General features: G+C 56.5%; 18 protein-coding genes. 4 read left to right on the plus strand and 14 right to left on the minus strand.

The features are described 5' to 3' along the window. Positions 1-527: 527 nt before the first annotated feature. The 8 genes from J2I48_RS04720 to J2I48_RS04755 all read right to left on the minus strand — a co-directional run bounded on the left by J2I48_RS04720 (position 528) and on the right by J2I48_RS04755 (position 14,522). Positions 528-1,610 (minus strand): dipeptidase, encoded by a 1,083-nt coding sequence (locus J2I48_RS04720; protein ID WP_207334250.1) that lies wholly within the window; start codon positions 1,608-1,610, stop codon positions 528-530. 206 nt (positions 1,611-1,816) lie between these two features. Continuing rightward, entirely contained in the window at positions 1,817-2,896 is a 1,080-nt protein-coding gene (locus J2I48_RS04725) for a D-TA family PLP-dependent enzyme (RefSeq protein ID WP_207334251.1), read from the minus strand. A gap of 35 nt (positions 2,897-2,931) precedes the next feature. Next, positions 2,932-3,666, minus strand: coding sequence for an SDR family NAD(P)-dependent oxidoreductase (locus J2I48_RS04730; protein ID WP_207334252.1), 735 nt, complete (start codon positions 3,664-3,666; stop codon positions 2,932-2,934). A 76-nt stretch (positions 3,667-3,742) separates the two neighbouring features. Beyond that, positions 3,743-4,714 carry a 3-hydroxyacyl-CoA dehydrogenase family protein gene (locus J2I48_RS04735; RefSeq protein ID WP_207334253.1) on the minus strand — a complete coding sequence of 324 codons (972 nt, stop codon included), beginning with the start codon at positions 4,712-4,714 and terminating at the stop codon, positions 3,743-3,745. A 136-nt stretch (positions 4,715-4,850) separates the two neighbouring features. Next, on the minus strand, positions 4,851-6,290 hold the full coding sequence (locus tag J2I48_RS04740; protein ID WP_207334254.1) for a Gfo/Idh/MocA family protein: 1,440 nt from the start codon (positions 6,288-6,290) through the stop codon (positions 4,851-4,853). Between the two features lie 46 nt (positions 6,291-6,336). After that, positions 6,337-9,747: a VCBS repeat-containing protein gene (locus tag J2I48_RS04745; protein ID WP_207334255.1), complete on the minus strand. Its 3,411-nt coding sequence runs from the start codon at positions 9,745-9,747 to the stop codon at positions 6,337-6,339. 78 nt (positions 9,748-9,825) lie between these two features. Continuing rightward, entirely contained in the window at positions 9,826-11,385 is a 1,560-nt protein-coding gene (locus J2I48_RS04750) for a SusD/RagB family nutrient-binding outer membrane lipoprotein (RefSeq protein ID WP_207334256.1), read from the minus strand. A gap of 26 nt (positions 11,386-11,411) precedes the next feature. Beyond that, positions 11,412-14,522, minus strand: a complete 3,111-nt coding sequence (locus J2I48_RS04755; protein ID WP_207334257.1) for a SusC/RagA family TonB-linked outer membrane protein — start codon at positions 14,520-14,522, stop codon at positions 11,412-11,414. A 252-nt stretch (positions 14,523-14,774) separates the two neighbouring features. On the opposite strand from J2I48_RS04755, the gene J2I48_RS04760 reads away from it, so the two are divergent. Continuing rightward, the gene (locus J2I48_RS04760) at positions 14,775-15,806 is read left to right on the plus strand and encodes a LacI family DNA-binding transcriptional regulator (protein ID WP_207334258.1); all 1,032 of its coding nucleotides are present in this window, start codon (positions 14,775-14,777) and stop codon (positions 15,804-15,806) included. Positions 15,807-15,844: 38 nt separating this feature from the next. Here J2I48_RS04760 and J2I48_RS04765 read toward each other — a convergent pair whose 3' ends face one another. After that, complete coding sequence (locus tag J2I48_RS04765; protein WP_207334259.1) at positions 15,845-16,942, minus strand: GHMP family kinase ATP-binding protein; 1,098 nt, start codon at positions 16,940-16,942, stop codon at positions 15,845-15,847. Between the two features lie 101 nt (positions 16,943-17,043). Beyond that, the gene (locus tag J2I48_RS04770) at positions 17,044-18,420 is read right to left on the minus strand and encodes a Gfo/Idh/MocA family protein (protein WP_207334260.1); all 1,377 of its coding nucleotides are present in this window, start codon (positions 18,418-18,420) and stop codon (positions 17,044-17,046) included. A gap of 317 nt (positions 18,421-18,737) precedes the next feature. On the opposite strand from J2I48_RS04770, the gene J2I48_RS04775 reads away from it, so the two are divergent. Further along, on the plus strand, positions 18,738-19,736 hold the full coding sequence (locus tag J2I48_RS04775; protein WP_207334261.1) for a 2-hydroxyacid dehydrogenase: 999 nt from the start codon (positions 18,738-18,740) through the stop codon (positions 19,734-19,736). Positions 19,737-19,753: 17 nt separating this feature from the next. Here J2I48_RS04775 and J2I48_RS04780 read toward each other — a convergent pair whose 3' ends face one another. The 4 genes from J2I48_RS04780 to J2I48_RS04795 all read right to left on the minus strand — a co-directional run bounded on the left by J2I48_RS04780 (position 19,754) and on the right by J2I48_RS04795 (position 23,652). After that, positions 19,754-20,857: a L,D-transpeptidase family protein gene (locus tag J2I48_RS04780; protein WP_207334262.1), complete on the minus strand. Its 1,104-nt coding sequence runs from the start codon at positions 20,855-20,857 to the stop codon at positions 19,754-19,756. A 41-nt stretch (positions 20,858-20,898) separates the two neighbouring features. Next, complete coding sequence (locus J2I48_RS04785; RefSeq protein ID WP_207334263.1) at positions 20,899-21,246, minus strand: hypothetical protein; 348 nt, start codon at positions 21,244-21,246, stop codon at positions 20,899-20,901. An 18-nt stretch (positions 21,247-21,264) separates the two neighbouring features. Then, entirely contained in the window at positions 21,265-22,392 is a 1,128-nt protein-coding gene (locus tag J2I48_RS04790; protein WP_207334264.1) for an Acg family FMN-binding oxidoreductase, read from the minus strand. A gap of 432 nt (positions 22,393-22,824) precedes the next feature. Further along, positions 22,825-23,652 carry a DUF6544 family protein gene (locus J2I48_RS04795; RefSeq protein ID WP_207334265.1) on the minus strand — a complete coding sequence of 276 codons (828 nt, stop codon included), beginning with the start codon at positions 23,650-23,652 and terminating at the stop codon, positions 22,825-22,827. 265 nt (positions 23,653-23,917) lie between these two features. Here J2I48_RS04795 and J2I48_RS04800 point away from each other — a divergent pair, with 265 nt between their 5' ends. Together J2I48_RS04800 and J2I48_RS04805 are read left to right on the plus strand one after the other, a co-directional pair. Further along, positions 23,918-24,124, plus strand: a complete 207-nt coding sequence (locus tag J2I48_RS04800; RefSeq protein WP_207334266.1) for a hypothetical protein — start codon at positions 23,918-23,920, stop codon at positions 24,122-24,124. A gap of 43 nt (positions 24,125-24,167) precedes the next feature. After that, on the plus strand, positions 24,168-24,989 hold the full coding sequence (locus J2I48_RS04805) for a universal stress protein (protein WP_207334267.1): 822 nt from the start codon (positions 24,168-24,170) through the stop codon (positions 24,987-24,989). Positions 24,990-25,001 lie beyond the last annotated feature (12 nt).

Consider the following 25,001-nt stretch of genomic DNA (forward strand, 5'->3'; position numbering starts at 1 on the left):
ATGAATTGCTCAGATAAATAATTTGGTATATTTCATAAAAGGCAGCGTTTTCTTTGTGCGACTATTTTTCTAGATTAGTGCAGTTACTTATTTTTATTTATGTCCGTTATAATTTATAATTTGGTAAAAAATACTCAAGTGTTATTGTGAAAAAGAGTTTGAAATTTATTGATGCTGTTTTGAGTGGAAACTTAGCTCAGTTCGTGAGTATAAATTAATGGGTAGACTGGGAAAAAGGGTTTGGAGGGATTGTGAGGGGTTTTTTATGGTTTATTCTTTTGTGTGGCTTCGCGCTGTAGGTTGCTGACGCATAGCCCCGCGGCGGCGGACCGTCTCGACTGCGCTCGGAGTGACAACGATCTTGAATCGATTTCTTAGGTTGAGTCTATTTGCCTGTCACCCCGAGCGCAGTCGAGGGGCCTAGAGCACGAAGCCACATCTCACAAAATCCCTCAAAAAACAAGGCGCAAAAAATGCCTCACAAGGTTGCAAGGCATTTTTGTAATAATCCTTATTTATACTCAACACTACGTCCACAATTCGCGCAAAAAGCGCAGTGCATTTTCATGAAAAATAGCACTTATATCGTTCTCAGAATAACCACGACCTTTAAGTAATCCTGTCAGGTTTTGCACATCGGAAATGGTATCCAAATCGGCGGGCGATTGTTCGAGGCCGTAGGTGCCGTCGAGGTCGGAGCCGAGGGCGCAATGGCGCGAGGTGCTGGTGAGCTGACAGATATGGTCGATGTGGTCAATGAGCGTGTCGAGGGTGACGCCCAGGGTTTTGGCTTCAAACAAAGCCCGTTGCGTCAGTCCCGGTTTCATCATCCAGGCATCCAGACAGCCGCCAATGATAGCGCCCCGTTCGGCCAGCCGCAGAATCTGATGGTCCGTAAGTTGGCGCTGATGCGGCACCAGCGCCCGGCAATTGTGGTGACTGGCCCAGACCGCTCCCTGATACAGATCCAGCGCCTCGTCGAAGCCCTCGTCGGTGAGGTGCGTCACGTCGAGGATCATGCCCAGCCGGTCCATTTCGCGCAGCAACTCGCGCCCTATGGGCGTAAGCGGACCAGTCAACCCCGTGCCGGGGGCGTAGCGGCCTGTACTGTAGTGCGCCGGACCAATGGCTCGCAGCCCGTAGGCATACGCCTTTTCGACATACGACACGTCGATGAGCGAATCGGCCCCTTCCAGGCTGAGGATATAGCCAATGGGTTTTTGTGCGTTCGGAATGGCCTCGTTCTGCCATAGTGCCACGTGCTCATTCAGCGTAGCTAACGAGTTGATCTGGCGCATTTGTCCGTCGGCTTCCATAGCTTCGTACCAGGCCCGTTGCGCCTGCGTCATGGCCCAGGCCTGTTGCGGCGAGTTCCAGCCCGCGCCGGGCAATGTGCTGTCGGTCTGGTTGAACCGGGCAATCTGCGTGGCTACCACCAGCCCGATGTTTCCCCGCCGCAGATTGGGCAGCGACACCACGCCGCGTCCCCGGTCGGGCTTGTCGGTCATGCCGGTTTCGGCCTGCCGAATCGTGGTTACGGGCAACCGGTAATCGCGGTTCCATTCAATGGCGTTGAGCGCCATGTCGAGGTGGAGATCGATTGTAAACATCTTTTTTTGAGTGGTAAGTGGTGAGTGCTAAGTGGTGAGTGGCGGTCCCGCGCCTGGGCTGGCGCGACGTGTTTATGTCATCCCGACGCAGGAGGGATCTACTTTCCTTCATGTATACTCTACGTTAGGAAAGTAGATCCCTCCTGCGTCGGGATGACATAAACCGATGACAAAAACGCTTTAGCAACACGTTGCAAAACAGTTATTTACCGGTTCCGCGCCGTAACGGGCCATTCGCCGGAGACAGCGCCGTTTCTGACCGGTAAGGCTTTTTCGTACAGGGCCACGGTGGGGCAGATGTGGATCGGTACGGCGTACCAGATCTCGCCGGGAGTATGTCGGCCCGTGTCGGGCACACGAACAATCAGGTGTTCTTCGTTCTGACTAACTACTTTGGCATCAGACTGTTGTGGAAAAATCACGCGCGGTAACGGCGACTCCGACGCCACCGATTTATAGCCCAGATCCAGCGTCAGCGTATGCTCATCTACGACCGAAACGACCCGCGTGAGCAGGACGGCGGCCAGCTGAAACGGAAGTTCAGGTATGGTTTGAGCGTAGCCTGCATCCCAGAAAACAAACGTGCCGGGGCTGGTTTGCAACCGTTCGGCATGGTGTTGGGCATGAATAGCAAACGTGGGCGAACCGCCGATAATCAGGTTCAACGGACGATTGAATTCGTCCTGAACGGCCTGCCGAACGCCCTCGGCCAGCGCATAGGCAGCATCGGCCTGTTGTGTGCGTTGGGTGAGGTCCGTAGCATGAATGTGACCATCGTAGGCATGTACGCCAACACAGTTAATAGTACTAATATCAGCCAGTTCGCTAAACAACGTTGCTGCTTTCTGTGGTAAGATGCCCGTCCGGTTCATGCCCACATTCAGGTCCACGTACACCTCAAGCGACTTTCCGGCAAAGACGTCTGATAACTGCCGGGCCGCCTCGATAGAATCGATCAGGCACGAAAAATGGGTAGCGGGATACTGCTCGGTCAACGCCCGAAACCGCGCCATTTTCGGGCCAACCAGGGGGTAGGCCAGCAGCACGTCGGGCGCACCGGCCTGCCCCAGCATGTCGGCTTCGGCAATGGTAGCGCACTTGAATTGCCGGATGCCCGCCGTCAGCAGCAAGTCTGTCACGGCTCGCATCTTGTGGGTTTTCACATGTGGCCGCAGCCGATCAGCTCCCCCCGCCCGGTCAATGGCCATCTGTATATTGGCCTTCACCCGGTCGGGATAGACCAGCAGCGCGGGGGAATCAATGGCAGAAACGTTGGTGATTTGCATGGAAAGAGTACAGTTAACTGCTCACTGATAACTGTCTAATATGTTGCCCGGCCGCCGCTGAGGTCGTAGCAGAAGCCGGTAGTGAAACTGTTTTGTCTGGATACGATAAACGCCGCCAGATGGGCCACTTCCGTAAGGGTGCCGCAACGACGCATCGGAATACGGTCGGTCATGTAACGCACTTGTGCGTCGGGGAGGGCCTCAACGAGTGGGGTCATGATCACGGCGGGGGCAATGGCGTTGACGGTGATGCCTGTTTCGGCGTACTCTTTGCCCTGCGCTTTGGTCATACCAATCAGGGCCGCTTTCGAGGCCGAATAGCCCAGCATGCCGGGGTTGCCCTCTTTGCCCGCGATACTGGCAATGTGCAGAATGCGGCCATAATCCTGGGCGAGCATGGCGGGCAGCACGGCTTTGGTAAGGTACAATGCCCCCCAGAAGTTCAGCTCAAAAACGGCCCGCACGTTCTCAAGCGGCATGAGGTGCGTGGGTGTCTGGGTCAGGCCCGTGATGCCCGCCGCGTTCACCAGTACGTCAATCTGCCCAAACCGCGAAAGTACATCCGCAACCACATGATGCACAGCTATTTCGTCTGTCAGATCGACCGGAAACGATACGGCTCGTTCGCCTAGTTGGCTGGCCTCGGCAGTGACTGCTTCGGCGTTGAGGTCGAGCAGAGCCACGGTGGCACCGTCTGCAATGAATCTCTGGGCAATGGCCCGGCCAATACCCGATGCCGCCCCGGTTACAATGGCGATTTGGTTCTGCATAGAATGGTGAAAGAGCGAAAGAGTGAATGGTGAAAGAGGTTTTTGCAGCGTTTCTAACGCGTCACTCTTTCACCATTCACTCTTTCACAATCTTCTTCACCACGTCGGCGGGGTAGCGGAGGGCCAGTTCGCGAATCTCGTAACTAAACCGTTCGAAGGTGCGCTGCCAGGCTTCGGCTTCTTCGGGAGTATAGGTGTAAAAACCATCGGCGTTGGCCACGCCGCGCCCGCCCCGGTCTACGATGTCCTGAATCAGTTTGGGCACGTCGGTGCGGGTGCTGAGGGTGGGCCAGAGGTCTTTGAGCACGTTGAGGTAGGCCGGTACGCCGGTGAGGTCCATCCACCGAAACACGCCCACGAGGGTCATCCAGTAGCCCGCGTTGTTGCGGCAGGCCCGGTCTACGTCTTCAATACTGGCGTAGCCGTCTTCCACCAGCGTAAACGCCTCGCGGTACATGGCGTACATGAGCCGGTTGGTGATAAACCCGCGAATGTCTTTGCGCACCAGCGTGGGTTCCTTACCCCAGTGGTGAGCTATGTCGTAGAAAAATTCGGCGTAGCGACTATCGGTTTGGTCGCCGCAGATGACCTCCAGAAACCGCGTTGTGTGCGAGGGTTCGGCCCAGTGCAGCCCAATAAACCGCGCCGGACGGCGGGTGAGGCCCTGCAATTGCGTAATCGGGATGGCCGAGGTGTTGGAGGCAATGACTGCTTCGTCGTCCACCTGCACCTCAATTAACTCATACACCCGCCGCTTGATGTCGATGTCCTCAAGGGTGCATTCAATCACCAGCCGACAGGGTTTCAGGGCCGCATAAGCATCAGTGATGGTCAGGCGCTGAAGAAAAAAGTCGGGGTCCTGCGCCACAATGTCATGCTCAAGCAACTCGCTCAGGTGGTGCCTGATGCGCGGTTCGGCGGTGGTCATGTCGGCAGGAATGGGGGCTACGGCTACCACCGGGTGCCCCGCCATGAGCAGGCAAGTGGTGACGCTACAGCCCATCAGCCCCAACCCCACCACAGCCACAGGTATTGTTTCGGGAGACATAGGTGAAAGAGTGAAAGAATGAATGGTGAAAGAGCGAAAAGAAGGTTTTACAACGTTCCTAACGCGTCAGCCGGAATACCGGACCACACTCTTTCGCTCTTTCACTCTTTCACCATTCACGCTTTCACTCCCTCCCTCATTCATTTTTCGGTAGCGGCCCTCTAAATTGATCCAGCTTTGCCGTGGCCAACGTGGCACCTTTGCCACGGGTGGCTTTCACCGCCGAGGGTACTTTGACGGGCCGGCCCGTTTTGGCTGATTTATAGATGGCTTCCATAATGCGCTGATCCTGAAGGCCTTCTTCGCCGGGCGTGAACGGAACGCGGTCGGTCAGTACGCACTCCGACATGTGGTCGATTTCGGCGGCAAACTGGTTAACATCTGGAAGACTCACGGCTTCGCGGCGTTCGGCTTTCTTTTCGGCGAAGGCTACTTCCATCTTCAGGCCGCTGTACGAAAAGCCGGGGTCGAGACCAATCCAGCCGCGTTCGGCCATGACACGGTAGCGGCGCGTTTCGTGCACACCGTAGTGGGTCAGGCAATTGGTGATGATGCCACTGGGAAACCGCATCTGCCAGCTTACCATCTCTTCTACCTCCTTAAAACGAGGGTCGCCGGGCGTACTCGACTGGTAGGCAAATACTTCCGTGGGCTCCTCGCCGGTCAGGTAGCGGAGGGTGTTGAGGCAGTACAAACCAATATCGGGCAGGGCACCACCCCCGGCCAGAGCTTTTTTGAAGCGCCAGTGCGCCGGGTTGTCCGAGTTCTGCACGTTGACGGCCTCAATGGTTTTGGTCCGGCCAAACTGATTGCTGCGCACCATGTCGCGCACAAGCCGGTTGTAGGGTTCGTACTGAATGCGGTAGGCCACCATCAGCTTGCGGTTGGCCTTGCGGCAGGCGTCGATCATGGCCTGGCACTCGGCAGCGGAGTTGGCCATGGGTTTTTCGCACAGGATGTGTTTGCCTGCTTTCGCCCCGCGAATGGTGTATTCGGCATGCATGGAGTTGGGCAGTACAATGTAGATCACCTGCACCTCCGGGTTGTCTTTCAGGCGGTCGTAGGTGGCGTAGCTGTAGCAACTTTTCTCGTTGATACCATACTGACGGGCCACTTTGAGCATCTTTTCGGGGCTACCGCTCACCAGCGCCACCACCTTCGATTTCTTGCATTGGGCAAAGGCGGGCATCAGCTCTTCCAGCGCCAGGTGCCCCAGCCCCACAATGGCGTAGCCCACGCGCTTGTCGGGCGGCATGGGGGTGGGCGTAGGGCCGCTTTGGCGTTCGGTGGCGGCTTTCCACTGCTCCAGCTTCACGGGCTGTTCGGGGTTGGTGGTATTTTGTGGCTTCATCGTGGGCGAGGCGGCCACCGTTTCCGAACTTGGTTTACCCGCCGTGGGTGCTTCGGAAACGGGTGCCGAACTGCCTTTTTTGCCGGTCGATTTTCCTGTTGAACAGGCCGCGGCAATGGTGCTCACTGCCCCCACCGCTGCCGCCCGCAGAAACGATTTCCGTGATACCCCTGCCCGTCCATCAGTGCTCAGTAGTTGGTCTACCCATTCGTCTATCGAGTTCATAGCGTGTTAGTTTCGGATAGAAAAACGGGCGGAGTGGGGGTAATGTTTACATAAGAACCACCCGCAGCAGACTACCACCGTTCACACCTACAAGTACTTCTGAATCGTTTAATTGCGCCAGACCGCGTACGTCGCCGCGAATGCCCGCGTTGGCCCGGAAACGGAAGTGGCCGCGCTGATTGTCGAAGAGCGGTACATAGCTGGCGTCAGACCGACCTACCCGTACGCGGGCCTGGGCGATGTTGCCGCCAAGTAGCAAATCGAGGTCGCCGTCGTGGTCATAATCAAGCGGTTCCAGCGCGAATACAGGTGCGAACTGCGCTTCTACGGGTAGCGGATGGGCTACGAACTTGCCTCGTCTGTTTTCGTAATACGTTGATTGTAAGGTTTTAGCGCTAAGCTCTTTGCCCTTGATCAGTTCGTCGGGGGTGAAGAGGTCCGATAGGGTGGCGTTGGCGTAGAGGGTGTAGTCGGGGAAGCGGGCTTTGAGGAAATTAACCTGCCCCAGGGCCTCATCGCGGCTGGCGTAGGGGTAGGCCTTGCCCTGCACGAAATAAGTCATAAACGGGTCTACGCGCCCGTCGCCGTCGAAGTCGCCGTAGGTGAGCTGCACCGGTCGGGCGGGTGAGGCCTTGAATTGAGAGTTTAGGCCGTAGTTGCCCGCCACCATGTCCATGTCGCCGTCGTTGTCGAAATCGGCCAGGGTGAGGCAGTTCCACCAGCCTTCCTGGTTGGCGGGCATCCACTGTTTGGTGGCATCGGCAAAGCGGCCACCTTCGTTGAGTAGCACCATCGGGGCCATCCATTCACCCACTACAACGAGGTCGGGCCGCCCATCTTTGTTCAGGTCAGCAGCGCGGGCATCGCAGACAAGCCCATTGGAAGGCAGGGGCAGGGCTGACGCGGGGGCTTTGGTGAACGCCGGACCGCCGCCCGGCCCTTTGCCTGAATTGATGAGCAAAAAGCTCCGCTCCGAACGCGGGTATTGCCCAGGCACAAACCGCGTTCCGACAAACAAATCCAGGTCTTTATCACTGTCCACATCCAGCGGCACCACGCACGAACCAGCTTGATTGTCAACGGGTAAGGCATTGGGTGCTTTGCTGAAACCGCCCTTTCCGTCGTTCAGATACAGCCGGTCCTGCAACAACGGATCGCCCGCCGCGAAGGGGTAGCCGCCGCTCACTACATACAAATCCTGGTCACCGTCGCCATCGGCATCGAAGAACGCAGCGGCTTCGTCCTGACTGCCCTTATCGGCCTCAAAAGCAGGTACGGTTACCTTCGTCAGTGCGCCATTAGCCTGTTGCAAGAAAAGCACCCCCGCCTGATTTTTGGGTCCGCAGGCGTACACGTCGGCTTGCCCATCGCCGTTCACGTCGCCGGTGGCTAGTTTGGGGCCGCTGTACGAAAACTGGTAGGGGAGGAGTAGTTGCTGCTTGAAATCGTTGGTGTCTACGGGTGTTTGCACCCACCCCGGCACGGGCGCAATCGTGAACGGACCCGGAGCCTCTGCCGGGTATACAAATCCTGCTACGGCCTGCCCGTATCGCGGCTGCAACGGCTGCTTAACCGGCACGTTAACAAGCAGTTGCGTTTTGTTGTCGGGATACACAATCCGCACCGAATCGGCGGTGGCGTGGCCCGTCATACCGAAGCGGAGCGGGCCGTAGCTGCACGACTGAAACCCCCGCACGGGCGAAAACTCTTCGTACTGCACCCGCCCACCGGCATACACCCACACCTTTGTGCCAATGAGTTGCCGGGTGGGGTTGTCATGCGCCAGATCGACGGTCAGGAACCCGGCCTCGTGGTCTTCTACCGACCGGTTTTTATATACCACCGACGGCCCGTTCATGACGTTGGCCAGCAAATCCAGATCGCCGTCATTATCCAGATCGGCATAGGCGGCACCGTTGGCTTTCACGGCGCGGGTCAGGCCCCAGTGCTGCGTTATGTTCCTGAACGTCAGTGAACTATCGCCGTTGTTGCGGAACAAGTAACCCCCCACGTCGATGCCCGGCATCTTGTCCAGAATCTGATCGACGGAGGCCGCCTGCATGCCCTGCTGCGCTTTCACCCGTTCATCGACGGTGTATTTCAGGAACTGCATGTTGGTGTAGTCTTTCTCGTAGCCGTTGGTCACGAAGAGATCTTTCCACCCGTCGCCGTCATAATCCGCCAGCAGCGCCGACCAGCTCCAGTCCGTATTCGACACGCCGGAAAGTTGGCCGATGTCGGAGAAAAGGGGCGTAGAGCTGAGGGCGTGGAGCAGAGGGGTCTGTTCTTTGCTCTTGCCTCTCGGCTCTACGCTCTTTGCCCCACGCCCTACGCTTAACTGCACCATATTCCGCATGGTTTGGGGGTGGAAACCGGCGCGGAGGAGTTGGTTGTACTTGTCGAAATTATCATCGCCGGAGGAGAGCTTGATGCGCTCGTTGGTGGCGGGGAGCATGTCGAGGGTGATGATGTCGGGGCGGGCGTCGTTGTTGATATCCGCCACGTCCGACCCCATCGAATAGAGCGACGTATGGCCCGTGGCGGTCTTGATCACGTTCCTGAAATGCGGTTCGCCGGGCTTCGCGTCGGGGATGTTCAGCAGCAGGTAGTCTTCCTCGTTGAAATCGTTGGAGATGTACAAATCCGGCCACCCATCGGCGTTTAGGTCCGATACGGCAATGCCCAGTCCGAAGCTCAACGCGTTGTTAATCAGCCCCGACGTGGCCGACACGTCTACAAACCGGGGCGCAGTGGGGCTACCCTCGTTGCTGTATAGTTTCGAGCCAAAATGCGCGCTCTTCTCCGTCTTCAACGTACCTAGCAGCTTGCTGAACCCGGCGTACTGCGGCAGCGAATGGTTCAACACAAACAGGTCCAGATCCCCGTCGCGGTCATAGTCGAAAAAGGCCGCCTGGGTGGAGTACGAATCATCGGCGATACCAAATTCGGCGGCGCGTTCGGTGAACGTAGGTACGCCCGTGGCGTCGGCGTGGTTGTTGATATAGAGCAGGTTACGCCGCAGGGTGGAATCGCTCTGCGCCGACCGGCACACGTAAATATCCAGCCAGCCATCGGCGTTGACGTCGGCTAGGGTAACGCCCGTTTTCCAGCCCGCCGCCGCGCCCACCCCCGCTTTCTCGGTCACGTCGTCGAAGTGGAGTTGGGCCTCTCCTCCCTCTTTCTGGAAAATTGTCCGGTTCAGATACAGCTGGTTCGGCACGCGGTTGCCCGTAAAATACACGTCGGCCAGGCCATCGTTATTCAGATCGCCCACCGCCACGCCGCCCCCGTTGAAATAGTAAGGGTATTTGAGTACGTTGTTGTCCCCGTCCTGCACCACCGTATTGACAAAGGCAATGCCGGTCTGTTCAGACGTAAGTTCCTCAAACAGCGGCTTGTCGGTTTGGGAACAGGCTTGCAGGATGAGGAGGAAAAGGAGGGGGATGGGGAAGCGCATGTTGAGGGAGGGGTACACAAGCTACAAAAAAACAGAGCCACCAGGGGCAGCTCTGTTTCCGTAACATACCTATTTTGGTCAATTTTTGTCCCACCAGAGCGGTGTTGTCACTTTGTCGGCACCACCCAGCAGGGCTTCTGCCTTTTTCACTTCGGCACCGTTGGTGTTGCGCTCTACGTCGAGAAATGGGATGCGGCGCAGTACGCCCCCGGCCGGAATGTCGGGGTTGTCGGAGTTGGCCACGGGGTATAGCTTGGGCAGACGGGTGCGGCGATATTCGGCCCAGCCTTCAAAGCCGTCGGGGAAGAGGGCGAGCCATTTCTGCGTAGCAATCTGCTCACGCTGAATGGCCGCCGTGCTGCCCCAGGCCACGGGTACGTCGCTCATCGGGGCCGACTTCAGGTAGTCGTTAGGAGCCACGGGCTTTTTGGTGCTCGTCTGGTAGGCTTTGATCGCGGCGGCGTCGGTGATGCCCCACTGCTTCATCGAGTTGGCAATGCCCGTTTCGTAGTAGCTCTGGGCCGTACCACCACCCATGTTCCAGCCGTTGAGGGCACCCTCGGCGCGGAGGAAGTACGCCTCGGCGGTGGCCATCACGTTTTGCGGCGTCTCCAGGCCCGACGACGTCCAGCGCTCACCCACGTGCGAGTTGGCATCGGCGGTGTTCATAGGGTCGGTCAACTGACTGGTGGCCAATCCGTTGCGCAGGCCCTCGTAAGTGTTTGTTTTCACCGCAGGCAGGAAATACACCGGCATCCGGGGGTCGGCGTACCCTTTCAGGGTCGATTCCATAGACGCGCTCATGCGGAACTCGTTCCAGTCCGACATGATTGAGAGACCGTTGTAGTCGTTGCCTTTGGTGCTGCGCTGCACCAGGGCGTCGTCGTCGGGGCTGTTGGCCAGCACCCCACCCGCCACGGCCGCCTCGGCCTCGGTTTTGGCGCGGGCCGGATCTACTTTCGACGCCCGCAACGCCAGCCGCAGCCGCAACGTGTTGGCAAACCGAATCCACTTGTTCACGTCGCCGCCGTAGATGAGGTCAAACGTGCCAAAGGGCTTGTCGGCAGTTTTGGTTTTCAACACAGACACCGCTTTATCGAGGCGCTTGAAGAAGTCGTCGTAAATGGTGGCCTGCGCGTCGTAGGCTACCGATTGAGCCGGTTCGCCCGCTTTAAAATACGGAATAGGCCCCACGTGATCGGTCCAGCGGTGGAAGGTCCACACCCACCAGATATTAGTGATGGCGTTTTCGGCCGAGGCGGCGTCGGTGCTGCTGAGAATGGTCTTCATCTGCGGCACAGCCTGCGTGTAGGTTTCCACCCAGGGGTCGCCGATCCAGTCCATCCTGATCACAAACCGATCTGACGGAAAATAGGTAGCCACGCAGGCGAAATACTGCGCATACTGGTCAGAAAACAGGTTTTGTCCCACCTGATAATGGTAATAGTTGAGCGTGGCCGCCGACTGCGCTTTGGCAAACAGGTACGGAATTTCGCTTTTGCCAATAGTCGAAATCTTGGTCTTGTCGGTATTGATTTCGTCGAAATTGCTCGTGCAGCCCGGTGCCAGAACGGCCAGCGGACCCGCCACGCAAAGGCCGACAAGGGCTTTATGGACGACGTTGTTGTTGATTTTCATAATATAACTCAGTTGACGGGTCGGTTTTAAAACGAAAGTTTCAGGTTGAAGCCGAGGCTGCGGTTGGCCGGCAGCGTGCCGTATTCTACGCCCTGGAAATTACCATTGCCGAGGTTGATGTCGGGGTCGAACGGCATGGTGCGCTTGCCCACGCCGGGGATCTCCAGGATAGACTTACCCCGGTAAAGCCAAAACAGGTTGCGCGCTACAAACGACAGCCGCGCCGACTTGATGAAGAAGTTGCTGGGCACCGGAATCCCATAGCCCAGCGACAGTTCGCGCACCCGGAAGCTGGTGGCGTCGTAGGTGAAAAATTCGCCCCAGCCATACCGCTTGCCCGACACCGTTTGCCAGAACTGCTCGGCGTTGATAGCCTTGGTGTTTGGCGTGCCAATTAAGTCTTCGCTGTTTTTCAATACCACGCCGGGTAGCACCCAACCCCCTTCGCGATTTTGGGCCGTCACCTCAGGAATGCCGCTAAACGCCAGGTTCATTTCTGTCCCCGACGTCACGATGCCCCCTACGCGCCCATCGACCAACACGCGGAGCGAGAACCCCTTATAGTTGAAGACATTAGTGAGGCCCAGCAGCATTTTTGGGTTAAAATTGCCAATGTACTCCTGATTTTTTGTCGCCACGGGCCTGCCGTCGGCGGTAACCACATACTGACCATTGGCGTTGGTCTGCCAGCGATATGCTACCAGATCACCATATGAGCCGCCCTCTTTCACAATGGGCGTGGCCGACCGGCTGTAGCCACCACCCAGCAGGGCCTGCTTCACATCGTCGCTCAGGCTATTGATGGTGTTGCTGTTACGGCCCAGGTTAAAGATCACATCCCAGCTAAAATTGTCTGTTTTTGCCGCCGTGCCGTTGATAACCAGTTCAATACCCGAATTCTGGATATCGCCCGCGTTAATATATTGGTTCGAGAAACCCGACGCCGGCGCCAGGCCCAGCGTGAGCAACTGGTTGATGGAATTGGTCTGGTAATAGGTCAGGTTGGCCCCGATGCGGTTATTCAGGAACCGGGCATCTACGCCAAACTCCAGACTTTTGGTGATCTCGGGCTTCAGGTTACCAATTGCCTGTGTTCCCGCCCGGCTGATGAACCCCGTGCCCGCACCCTGGCTGTACGAATAGTTGGTTTGCAACAAATACGGACTAGCCCCATTGCCTACCTGCGCCAACGACGCGTTGACTTTCAGGAACGACAGCGCCCCCTTCATATCAAACAGTTCCGACAGCACCGCCGACACGCCCACTGAGGGGTATTGGTAGGTATAGGGCTTGGGTAGTGTGCTCGACCAGTCATTGCGGAGGCTGGCATCCAGAAAGATAGCGTCGCGGAAGGCCAGCGTGGCTTGTCCATAAACCGACTGCGTTTGCGAACGCACGAAATCATCGCCCAGCCGCTGCGTTGAGCCGAAATTCAGGTTAAACCGGTTAGGGATGTTCAGGCCATTAGCCTGCGAATAGGTGTTTTCGTAGCGCGAATCCTGCAAAATGGCTCCCACGCGGTAGTCGATTTGCAGGTCTTTGGTGAGGGTATTCTTGCCTTCCAACATCACGTCGAACCATTTTTGGGTCGTGATCGTGTTGTTGCGGGCAAAGAAACCACCCGGCTGCGATGCCCACAGCACGGTCCCCTGCGAATAGCTCTCTTCGTTCTTGTCGAATGACTTGTCGAGGTTGGCACGACCCTGCACACTCAAGAAGGAGGTAAGCTGGTATTTGGCCGACAAAAACCCGATTACGCGGTCGCGCTGCTCGGTTATATTGGTGCGGTTGAGCAGCCAGTAGGGGTTCTGGTAGATGGACGACAGCGTTGATGGCCAGGCGGTTGGTTTGGGCAGGCCGAGGTTGTCGCTGGTTTCGTAGTTCTTCGCATCATCCAGCGACACGTTGCGCGGAATCTGGTAGATGTCAATCACCGGGGCGTTTTCTTCGCCCGTGCGCGGCTTGTGGTCGATGCTCTGGTTGATGTACGTAATCTTGGCATCGGTCGAAAATTTCGAGCTGATCTGGTTGCTCAGGCGCAGGTTTACCGTGTGGCGCGTGAGGTCGTTGCCCGGCACGGTGCCTTGCAGCGCGTTGTTGGTATACGACAAATACGTCTGCGATTTCTCTGATCCGCCCGAAATACCGATGGAGTTATTGAGGCTTACGGCGTTACGGAAAAAGTCGCGGATGTTGTTGGGCTGGGCCGAATAGATAGCCTGATTGCCGAGGTAATTGGTAAACGACTGCCCCGTCATGGCCGCGCCCCAGCTTTCGCCTTTGGCGGGGTCGATCTTGCCGCCCACACCCTGTCCGTATTGATTCTGCACGCTGGGCAACACAAACGGGCTGTCCATAGAAACGCCCGCGTTCACATCGACCGATACTTTGCCGGCTTTACCACGCTTGGTGGTGATCAGGATCACGCCGTTGGCCGCCTGACTGCCGTAGAGCGCCGCCGCTGAGGCACCGCGCAAAATGGTAGTGGTCTCGATGTCGTCGGGATTGATGTTCGAAGCCCCGTCTGACCCCGCCACGGCCCCAAAATCGCTGCTGGGTACGCTGTAGGTACTATTGTTGATCGGTACGCCATCCACCACGATCAGGGCATTGTTGGTGCCCTGGATAGACCGGTTTCCCCGCAGCACAATCCGCGATCCCGATCCCACGCCGCCTGAGCCTTGGGTGATGTAGGCCCCGGCAATTTTGCCCTGCAAGGTGTTGAGCACGTTGCCGTCGCGCACCTCGTTGAGCTGGTTCGACCGGATCGTCTGCGTGGCATAGGTCAGCGCTTTAGCGTCGCGCTTAATGCCCAGGGCGGTTACTACCAATTCGTTCAGCGACCGGCTGTCGGGTTCGAGCGAGGCGTTAATCTGGTCCTGCGACCCCACCGTGACTTCTTTTTTCACGTAGCCCACAAAACCCAGCACCAGCACGTCGCCCGCTTTAGCCCGAAGCTGGTAAACCCCGTTGCCATCGGTGGTGGTACCGCGTGAGGTACCTTTCACGACCACACTTACCCCGCTGAGGGGGGCCGCCCGTTCGTCGATGACGGTGCCGGTGATGGTCCGGTCCTGCGCCAGTGCCCAGGGAGCAGCCAGCAGCAGGAGGTTCAGAAGTAGAAGTAATTTTTTCATGAAGCAAGATTATGGAGTACGATAAATACCGATTTTCTACTGAGCAAATATCCTTTTTCCCATCAGACCACAGCGGAGAAAAGCGGGTGTCAGCAGCGTGTTTCTGCCCGTTAATTTGCTTTCAGCAATGAACAACCGTTTGCACATATATGCGCAAACGGTTGCGCAAAAACCGATTTGTTACGGCATTATTACCATATTTATAAAACATACCCGCCATTTGCCTTTTGCAAGACCGGCTACCCATCGTTTATGAAAGAATTAGTGACCATAAAGGCCATTGCCCGCCAGTTGGGCGTGTCGCCCTCTACGGTGTCGCGGGCCTTGCAGGACCATCCGCGCATTAGCCTGCACACGCGGGAAGCCGTACACGCCCTCGCCCGTCAGCTCAACTATTTCCCCAGCACCACAGCCCGCAACCTCAAGTCGGGCAAGACGGGTATCATTGCCGTAGTGCTGCCCGAAATCAGAGAGAATTTCTTTAGCGAAATTATCAACGGTATTGAAGAACTGGCCTTCGACCGGGGTTATACCGTAGCCCTCTACCAGTCGCACGATAAGGTGGAGCGCGAGGAGCGTATTTTTACCGGGCTGGCTTCGCAACGCGTTGACGGTATCCTGGTGTCGGTGGCCAAAGAAACCCAGCGGTTCGGGCATATTCAGGCCGTCATTGACCGGCAGATTCCCGTGGTGCTGCTCGACCGGATTCCACCGGGCATTGCCGCGCACCGCGTAGGCTGCGACATGGAGCGCGGGGCCTACGAAGCCACCAAGTGGCTGGCCGGTCGGGGGTACAAACGCATTGCCCTGCTCAACGGACCCATTGCGCTGGTGGCCAGTGAAGATCGCTACCGGGGTTACGTGAAAGCCCTGCTGGAAGAAAACCTGCCCGTAGAAAACGCCCTCATCAAGCGCGTTGACCTCACCACGCCCGACGTGATTGACAAGATGACGCAACTGATTCAGTCGGCCATCCGGCCCGACGCCGTGCTGGCGTTTAATGATTACGTGGCACTGGATGCCATGCGGGCCTGCCGCGCTCAACACCTGCGCATCAACGTCGATATTGGGTTTGTGTCCTTTGCCAATCTGCCTCTTACCACTTACATGGACCCGCCACCCCTGGCCTCGGTCGAACAGCACCCGTTCAGAATGGGTACCACGGCCGTAGAAATTTTGCTGGCAACGCTGGTAGAGGATAATGAAAGTGCTGAATTTCAGACGATTATGCTTAAGCCAGAACTAGTTGTGAGTCAGGCAGCCATGCGGGTGCAGGAAGCGTAACAGTCATGGTTGTCGGCGTAGCTTCGCGCTTAAGGTCCTCACGCCACTACTGCCACTGGCTCCACTCGCGTGCCTTCGTCGATCTGGATAATTGCTGCCTCGCCGCCAGCGGCCGTGATGGCATTGGCCACGCGTTGCGGGTTTTCGGGGGCGTAAACAAACATGCACCCGCCCCCGCCAGAGCCGTTTATTTTACCGCCCAGCGCGCCCGCGTCGAGGGCCGCCTGGAGCATTCGGTCAATTTTTGGGGTTGAAATGCGCTGCGCTTCCCGTAGATTTTGCTGGTGCTTCGTCAATAATGCCCCAAAGCCGATGTGATCTAATGGGCTGATTTTCAATAAGATAAGTGCCTCGCGCAGGATGTCGCGGTTGCTGATGTTGCCCAGCAGCAGGGTCATTTCGTCGGGAGTAAAGAGATGAGCGTATTGGGCCACATCGGCGGCGGTGGTGGTGTGGAGAGAGAACGTATTGTCCAGACTCCGAATCTGTTCAATGATGCGCAACATACCCCCCTTCACCCGGCCCAGAATACCGATGGTGTCTTTGGGTTCGCCCGAATTGCCCAGCACAAACGTACCCAGCGCCGGGCGGATGGTCTCGACCTGAATGGCGGGCTGACTTTCGAGGTAGATCAGGTTGCCCATCGCCGTGGCGTAGTGGTCCATCATACCACCGGGTTCGCCAAACTCCAGCACCTCGGCGCGGTAGGCCAATTCGGCGATCTGGGCGGGCGGCAAGGTGCGGGGTTGGTCGGCAAGTTGGGTGAGCAGGTTGATCCAGCTAATCAGCAGCGCCGATGAACTGGAGGCCCCCGCGTTGATGGGAATGTTGCCCGTCACCTCGCCCCGAATACCCCCCGAAAACCGGAACCCCTCGCGCAGCAACACGTTGACAGCCGACCGGAAATAGTCACGCTTGTCCTGATACGTCAGCGGCTGTTTTTCGAGCGAAAAGGCCATCTGTTGTCCAATGTCGGGCAGTTCGAGCTGCACCACGGGCTGCGAAATGGCTTCGGCGCTGATCTGAATACGGCACGAAATGGCCGCCGCAATCACCGGCAGGCCCAGGTAGTCCTGATGTTCGCCAAACAAACAAATGCGGCCCGGCGTAGAGATGGTGTGGGAAGGTGTTTGCATTGGAAGAGAATGTACAATGTATAATGAATAATGTACAATGCGGTCCGACGGGTCGGCTTCGCGTCGGACCGCATTGTACATTATTCATTATACATTGTACATTAAAAATTGTTGGTCAATCCAAAAACGGGCACGTTGGTTTTCCACTTGCCGCGGGTGAAATCGGGGATGTCCATGGGTTTACTGCCTTTGGCAATGCTCTGTTCAGACAGCGGGCTGATGCAGCTCCAGGCGGCGGCATCGTAGACGTCGATGGGAGGCGCTACCTGATTTTTCACCGATTCGATAAAGCCGCGCAGCACGAAGTAGTCAATGCCACCGTGGCCCGCCGCCGCCGCCGAGTCGGCATGTTGTTTCCAGAGCGGGTGGTCGTATTTGTCCTGATACGCGGCAAACGGCTCCCAGACGTGGGGTTTGGCGCTGGTGCCTTCCAGGTAAATCTGCTTACCATCGTCCATCCAGATGCCCTTGGTACCCTGCGCCCGGAACCCCAGCGAGTAGGGGCGGGGCGAGTTGGTGTCGTGGATAATCACGATGTTTTCGCCGTTAGCGCACTCTACCACCGTAGTCACTACGTCGCCGAGTTTGAAATTGACTTTCGCGTTGGGATGGTTGGCCCCGCCTTTGTCTACGACATAGTTGTGCAGGCTGCGGGCCTTAGTGGCCGTTGACGTGAGCCGCACAAACTGGTTGCCCCGGTTAATGTTAAGCCAGTGTGCCACCGGTCCCAGGCCGTGGGTGGGGTAGAGGTCGCCGTTGCGGTCTACGGAGTGCTGGGTGCGCCAGTGGGCTTCGGAAAAGCCGTTGGCGCCAAATTCCACACCCCCGCCATAGGGTTGTTTGCCGTCGTTGAACTTTACTTCGCGCAGGTCGTGCTGGTAGCCGCAGTGGGCATAGAGCATTTCGCCAAACATATTTTGCCGCACCATGTTGAGCACGGCCATCACGTCGCGGCGGTAGCAGACGTTTTCGAGCAACATGCAGGGCTTGCCGCTTTGCTCGTAGGCATTGACCAGGTCCCACGATTCTTTCAGCGTCACCGTGGCCGACACCTCCAGCCCGGCGTATTTGCCGGCTTTCATGGTGGCTACGGCCATGGGCGTGTGCCATTCCCAGGGGGTGGCAATAATGACCCCGTCGATGTCGTCGCGCTTGAGCAGCTGCAAAAAAGCCTCGTTGCCTTTGGTGTAGGCAGGCGGTGCCTTTCGGCCCGCTTTTTCAATCATAGCGTTGGCCTGCGCAATGGCGTTAGGGTCAATATCGCACAGGGCCGTCACCTCCACGTCGGGGCGGTAAAGAGCCTGTTCCAGGTGGTTGCGACCTCGTAGTCCTACGCCAATAAACGCCAGGCGGACTTTGGCTAACGGCGCCGCAGGGGGCATGAAAAAAGGCCGGGCAAAAGCCGAAGCCGCGAAAGGAGCCACCGCGCCGGTGACGGCAACAGTTTGCAGAAATTTCCGACGAGAGGAAAGCGACATAGGTGGTATAAGACAGCGAGTTGGTTGTAAAAAAGGCGAAAGAGGAATAGGATCAGCTTATTGTACAAATAGCGCTGGTAATCGTGATAAAACGAAATGTTTTTTCGCCGGAATGGACCAGTTACACGGCTGCGCTGGTGTGCAAACGTGTGTATGACCTTTGGCAAACGTTTGTACAACTTGCGCGACGATGGTCATTTGCTTGACTGCAAGTGTGCAAGTGAATCTGGTTGCCTGAAATAAAATCGTTTCCGTGGCTGGCTTGTTCAGCAGGTACGCAGTAGCCACTGTGTGCCTGCCAATCCTGCTAACTCATCATGACTGTTGCGTTTTATAGTTGCCACACGTACGAACAGCCTTTTCTGGACGCGGCCAATCACAGCCACAACCACCAACTGACGTTTTTTTCTCAGCCCCTTACGCCCGACACTGTAGCGTTGGCGGCGGGGCAGCAAGCCATCTGCGTCTTTGTTAATGACCCGCTGACGCGCCCCATCCTACAGGCGCTGGTGGGGCTGCGTATTCGGCTGATCGCCCTGCGTTGCGCGGGTTATAACCAGGTAGATATCCCCGCCGCACACGAACTTGGCATCCGCATCCTGCGCGTACCGGCCTACTCCCCCCATGCCGTGGCTGAACACGCCGTGGCTCTGCTACTGGCGCTTAACCGAAAGACGTATCTGGCCTATCAGCGTACCAAAGAAAACAATTTTACCCTTGATGGGCTGATGGGCTTTGACCTTTGCGGCAAGCGCGTGGGTGTGGTTGGCACGGGTAAAATCGGCGCTGCATTTGCCCGTATCATGCTAGGCTTCGGCTGTCACGTGCTGGCCTACGATAACATACATTCGGCTGTACTACAGGAGATTGGCGTTACGTACCTGCCGCTGAACGAGGTGCTCGCCAACGCCGACGTACTGTCGCTGCATTGCCCGCTGCTGCCCGACACTCACCACCTGATCAACGCCTCTGCGTTGGCCGCAATGAAGCCTGGTGCCTACCTGATTAATACAAGTCGGGGTGCCCTGCTCGATACGCCCGCTGTGCTACGTGCCCTGGAAACTGGCCAGCTAGGTGCTCTGGGCGTTGACGTATATGAAGGAGAAGACGATTTTTTCTACGCCGACTGGTCCGATAAACCCCTGCCCGACGCCAACCTGAACGCGCTGACGCATTTGCCGAACGTGCTGGTTACGGCCCATCAGGGCTTCTTCACTCGTGAGGCAATGGAGCAAATCGCCCGCGTGACAATAAACAACTTAACGTGCCTGGAGCAGCATCAGATACCCATCAATGAGGCTACCGTTGTTGTGTAAATGGCTCCGTAAGATGCCTACCGGTAGGTGTTGCGGTAGACCTGAATAGATCCATTTTCGTCAATATCGAGCACATTGTAGACTATGAACAACGGCACCGGGTGGTGTAATCCCAGCGTTTGGGGGCGGGCGTTGACAGGGCACACAGTCAGATAATTGGGTTTGAACCGGACATAACCAAGTAACAGATTGGCCAGGGCATCGGGCTGCTCGACACGGATACAGCCGTGGCTCAACTGCCGGTTGTCGCGGACAAATGCCTGCCGGGCGTTGGTGTCATGCAGATAGATGTCATAAGGGCTGTTTACGTTGAATTTCAGCACCCCAAGGGCGTTGTCGCAACCCGTCGATTGGCGTAGGCGGTAGGGGAAGGCGCGGGCCGGGGTGTGCCAGTTAATCAACTTTGAGTCAACCAATTGCCCTTTTGCGTCAACCACTTGCAGCTTCATGGCCGCTAACACAGCTGCTGGGTTACGCTTTATTTTGGGCAGCAGTTCCTTTACGGTAATGGATCGAGGTACGTTCCAGTAGGGGTACATGACCAGGCTGGGAATATAGGCCGAAAACAGGGGTGTTGGCGTACTGGGCTTACCCACCACTACCCGGCTGCTGAGTAGCGTATTACCCTGTCCGTTGGTAACCCGCAGCGTAGCCGACGGAATGTTGACGATAACTCGTTTGGTGGCCGGAAACCGATTCAGCCAACGGTAGGTGTTCAGCGTTTCCTGCACCTGTTCAATGGTCAGCGAATCGCCGATGTAATCATCTACAAGGCAACGCAGGCAGTAGGCGATCAATTGGCGGTAACGCCGGTCGTGCGTTTCGAGCGAATCCAGGAGCGGGCACCAGTCGGCCCCCGTTAGCAACTGCCGGGTGAGTCGGCCAATGCGAACGGAATCGACCAGGGGCAGTACACCCTGATAGTGCATTTGGCGGGGCGTGTGGCCATAAACGACGTCAGTGAAGTAGCGACTTGCGCAGGCCGAATCGGGTTGGGCGCACAGGCTGTCTACGCCAATTTCCCGGCCATATTGCCGCAGCCGCCCCCACTCGGTGGTCAACTGGGCAGTAGCGGTGGAGGTAGTCAGTACGAAGAGGGCGATACTCAGTAAACGGACCATACTGTTCTGACGCCAACCTGGAAAGACGAAAATGACCGACTTCAATTCGACTTCGATTTTTGAATGGCTGCCTCGGCTTTAGCGGCCTGTTTATCCGCCTTTATTCGCATTTTTTGTGCCCTCTTCTCGGTGTTAAATGCCTTTCTCGATGCCTTGGCTGCATCAGCAGCTTCGTTGCTGATTCGTCGGGTCTCCTTAGCATCTGCTTTGGTGTCCTTTTGCTGTTGTTTTTCCTGCGTTAAAATAGCCTGGTTGCGTTGCTGGTTTATGTCGTCGGTAGTTGTCACCGTGGCTGACTGAGTAGCTGTAGTTGCCTGAGCGAAAACAGGAACGGAAAGGCTTACACAAGCGCCTGAGAGCAGAACTGACATGATGATTTTCGTAAACATGGTTGTTTTTTTTAAAAATTAGCTCACCCGCATCACCTGCTCCAATGGTCGGCGGAGCGACTGGGGCATGGCCGGGCCATAACCAAACCGGAACAAAAGCTGCGGAAACGCACCGTTCAGGTTCAGATGCGCTTGCAGTTGTGATCGTAGTTCAGGCACTTCGCAGGGTTGATTCATAAACGCATTTTTGATATTCATCGCCGTTGACAGCAGCGCGAATCGCTCGTAAGCCCGCCCTGTTTCAATCCAGGCCGTTTTGTCGTTGTTTGCCGACACCAACAGCATCATTCCCGACGAACTGCGGATAAATTTGTCGTCCTTTTTGGTCTCGGCTTTTGGGTTCAGCAGACTACCGATAAATAACGTGGCCATCCAGCGCGGAATAGATGGATTACCCATTACCCGGCTCGCCAGGCCGTCCATTTTTTTAACTGCCTCGCCGTTGCTGAACCGAATCCAATCGGTGAGTTCGCGCTTGAAATTGTTGTTGGTCATCTGCCGGTCGTTGCCTGCATTCACGTAGCCGAGCATCGGTTCTATGGTTGCTGCGCTCGTAAACAGCATGGGCGTAATGCCTGCACCGGCCGTTGCCGATTCGAGCTTTTTAAGGTTGGCGACGACAACAGGCTTACCGTCATACGCATTACGGGTGCATTGCCGTACGGGAATGGCGCTGAAAAACAGCGGTTGCTCCACAGTTTTTGCGCCGACTTGTTTAAGCGAAACCGCGATATATTCGTCGCCGGTAGTGCCAAGCGAGTAGGCGATATCGGTCTGATAGCCAGTGTGTTCTGCGGAAATAATCAGGTTTTCCAAAGCACCGCCAAGGCTAATCCAGAGTTCGCGGTTGTCTGGATCAACGGCGGGGACGCGCCGGGTCAGGTCGGGGTAGATCCGAATCTCATTTGGGGTTACGGCAAATTTCCAGGGTTGGGTATTGTGGCCCGAGGGCGCAAGCGTTGCCAGCCGAACCAGTTCGATCAGGGCCTGTTTTGTTCGGGTGTCGGGGAGACGGGCTTTGCTGGCCACCGTGTCGTAATCGGTAGTGCTGCAACTGGTAAGCGTTGGCACAATCGCCAGGCCCAGGGCCGAAGCACCGGTTATCCGCAGCATGTCGCGCCGATTTTGAAGCGAAGTTGGTTTCATCGCTGAGAATTTGCTGTGAGTATTGTCATCCGCATTGGCTGTCTGGTGCCGTAACCTTGAGTAGTTTTTTCATGATTTCAGCATAATGATCTCTGTACTTTGTTATTGAATGCCGAAGGTGTGGCTTTAGACAAAAACGTGGGCACCAAACTCTCCACAATATATTGCTACAGTAACCGGATTCCTCTGATTCTAGTCATACAGAGGTATGATACATATCAGGGCCTACTATCGCTTTAGTCTTGCTGGTTTAGTATCGGCGCAGGCTGATGATTATAGATGATGTATCGAAACCGAGCAAAATCAATGGTAACAAACATGGTTCCTCCTCCCACCACCAGGCTAAACAGTGCCCAACTGGCATAGTAGGTTCCATGGGTTAGTTGGTGCCGACGTAGGGGTAGTGATAAAAACGGTACGGGCCGTGGAAACTCAATACGCATATGGCTGATCGTAGGCGATGTCGCGCAGGACGAAACGGGCGTAGGGCTTTTCTACACCCCCAACCACCCAGGCAGCTCCACCCTGCGTAGGGACGAGTACTCCCTGCTTTTCGCGGTAATCGAACAGGCGACACACCCAGGTTTGGACGTGCGTTTCGTCGGATTGCCGTTGTGCCTCGCACCGCACGAGTTCATCGTTTTTGTTGAAACTCATCAGGCAGGATACCGTTTGGCTATGATCGGTGAGCGTTAGCGTAGCCGACTGGTCATCGACCGGCGACCAGACAGCCGGTCCACCGGGCAGCAAACTCGTTGGAAACCAGGCGGTTTCGGCCAGCCAGCGCAACAGTTCGCCCTGATCGTAGGCGGGGCCGCTGCCGTGCTGAATGGGCAATGCACTCAACAGCCGGACAGTCAGGCTGCCGTGCCCTGCCACGTACTGATCCCGCGCACTGAACCAGGCCGTCGTGCCGATCCAGATGTAGCCTGGTTTGTCGGCCAGAAAATATTCCTCGCCGGTGATGGACATCCAGTCTTTTTCCAGGTCGGTTTTGAAGTCGCCATCGTGCTTCAGCCGGACGGTGCGCAGGTAGGGTTGACCGGGTGTCAGTACATGTCGGAAGTACCGCTGCACAGGCGCAGGTAAATCAGCGAGTTGGGCGGGGCTATACTGCTTGACCGGTCCGGTGTCGGCCTGCGAAAATAAGTCGGCTACATCCTGGCGAAGCTGACGGCCTATCAGCCACCGGCCAGCCAGCAATGCCAGCACCGGCACGGCCACCGCCGACAGCACAATAAAAGGTGTCTTGTTTTTCATACTACTACCTGTGGCGACATTGGTACCCGCAAATACCCGGTCACCAGTTTTCTTCGACACGACTAGGTGTCATGACCGCAAAGCACGGGATAATAAGCCCCCTGTAACCTGACGCCAACCGGCTCCCCAACTGATATGTATCAGGTTCCCAACTGACTGGCATCATATGGCAACGGTGGGGCAGGCCATAGCTTTGATGCAGCCAAAACCCGACCTGTGGGCGGCATAAAGCCGTGGAATCTGACCACTAGAACCCTAACCAGCTATGATGGCCAAAGAGAAAGTGATGATTACTGAGATAACACATGCGATTGAACAGACGATCAGTCCAGCCTGGAACCAGCCTAAAAAAGTGATCAAAGCCATTGAAAAATCAGCACAAAAGCTGGCTCACAAACTGAGCAGAACAATAAAAAAGGAAGGCAAGTCGCTGCTTAAAGTAAAGCGCAATGCCCATAAACAACGATCCTGACAGCATCAGGAAAAGCTGCCCACTCGACCTGCATTATCCAGTTATGAAAACGATTCTTCTCGCCACTGATTTTTCGGCTGGTGCCCATCAGGCTGCCAACTTTGCCAGTCAACTGGCCAACGACCAGAAGGCCACCCTGGTGCTGCTACATGCCTGGCAGTTCTGGCCCGACAACCCCGCTAAAACCGGTGATTTCCCGCTGTCGGCAACAGCTACCCGTGCCGACAGTGAAGCTAAACTAGCCCAACTAGCCCACGAATTGACCAAGGTTTTTGGGATGTACACACCCATCCGTTGCCTTGCCCGCGAAGGTCATGCCCGCGACGTAATTCGGAAGGTGGCTATGGAAGAAGACGCCGACCTATTGGTAATGGCCACCGTTGGCACTGCCCCACAAACTACCCGGCTGATGGGGAGCCTCGCCACGGAAATGGTCACCAGCACCACACTGCCAATGTTGCTCATACCGCCCGTTGCCAGCTATGAAGGACTAAAAAATACAATGCTGGGTATCGACCTGGCTCATCCCCCCGGCGTGGTTGCCTTCGACAAGGTCATGGCTTTCGCCCGTATCTTCGGTAGTACGCTTAATGTGCTGTGTGTCAGCGCTAAACTAGATGATCCGAAAACGCACGAACAGGCAGCTAAACTGCGCGAACTGCTTAGTCGGCAGCCGTTTACACTCACGATTCAGGCGGAAGATGATGACCTTCAGGATACACTGCTTGCTTTCGCCCACAGTATCCAGGCCGACCTGATCATGCTGCTCCCCCAGCCGCACAACTGGCTGATGAACCTGTTGGTAGAGGGCGAAACCCAGCGCATGGCCCGCCTCACCAACGTGCCGCTGCTGGCCATTGTCTAGCCGGCGCACCGC

The sequence above is a fragment of the Fibrella aquatilis genome (assembly GCF_017353255.1).
Lineage (GTDB): Bacteria > Bacteroidota > Bacteroidia > Cytophagales > Spirosomataceae > Fibrella > Fibrella aquatilis.